Raw genomic sequence first — 1249 nt, 5'->3', positions numbered from 1 at the left:
TAATATACTTACGAATTTCAAGTTTAAAACCATGGGTGAGCTAAGAAGCTTGCTTGAAACCATGATAAAAAATCAAATGTATACACAGAGAAAGATGGCCGAAATCACTAAAAATGTAGACGTATCTCCAGAATACTTAAAAGATTTCTATAAAGCTCACGAATTGGAATTTCCCACTTCAAATGAAGAGATTGAATATGGTCAGATTTTTATGTATCCTAAACTAACTGAGAGACATAAACAAGAATTAATTGATCAATTAAAATCTATTAAAAAGCAAATTGAAGAAGGAGCTAGTTTTGCAGATATGGCTAGGAAATATTCTCAAGATCCTGGTTCTGCTGCAAATGGAGGTCAAATTTTAAATGTGAGAAGAGAACAAATGGTTAAAGAATTTGATGCAGTTGCCTTTAGCTTAGAAGAAGGACAAATATCGGAGCCATTTGAAACTGAATACGGATTTCATATTGTATATCTTGAAAAAAAGAAAGGACAAGTAATTGATTTAAGACATATATTATTAATGTCCGTTCCTAATCAAGAAGAAATTAAAACAGCTTTGGAAAAGTTAGAAAAAATTAAAGCTGATATTAAAGCAGAAAAAATAACATTTAATCAGGCTGCCTTAAAATATTCAGATGATAAATATACAAAATATAATGGAGGAATATTATCTAATTCTCAAACTGGAGATAATAGATTTGAAAAAATAAAATTACCAACAAAAGTATTGTATAACCTATCAGGATTAGGAAAAGGTGATATATCCGAAGTTTTTGAAGATAAAGAAAATAATAGAACAGTTGTTAAATTATTAAAAATTACAGACGTTATACCAGCTCATAAAATGAATTTAGAAATAGATTATAACAGAATTAAAAGTTTTGCACAGAAGACTAAAGAAAATGAAGTTATAGAAAAATGGGTGAAAGCTCAAATACCTTCAACATTTATTACCGTACAAGACGAGTACAAAAAATGTAATTTTTCAATCGATTGGTTACAAAAAAAACAAAGATAGTTTTATAATTTTATATTAATGAAAGCTCGGAAATCCGAGCTTTTTAATTTATTCAACATTTATATATTATTAAAAATAATTTTTATTAATTTAATATTATAAATTAATTGATTAATAAAACTAAAATCAAATCATAGAGATTATTAATTATATAAATTAGTATATAACTTTTAAACCAATTATTATAAATTAAATCAGATAAATTATAATTTATGAAAAAGTACCTAT

General features: G+C 25.5%; 1 protein-coding gene. It reads left to right on the top strand.

Annotated elements, in window-relative coordinates; all coding sequences use genetic code 11:
- A partial coding sequence (locus M3Z80_RS09660; protein ID WP_293919403.1) for a peptidylprolyl isomerase occupies positions 1–1021 on the top strand: 1021 nt, incomplete at its 5' end.
- Positions 1022–1249: the final 228 nt, after the last annotated feature.

This window comes from Apibacter sp., from assembly GCF_025291155.1.
Taxonomy (GTDB): Bacteria; Bacteroidota; Bacteroidia; order Flavobacteriales; family Weeksellaceae; genus Apibacter.
The sequence above is the reverse complement of the archived record's forward strand: the minus strand, read 5'-3'. Positions and strand labels throughout refer to the sequence as shown.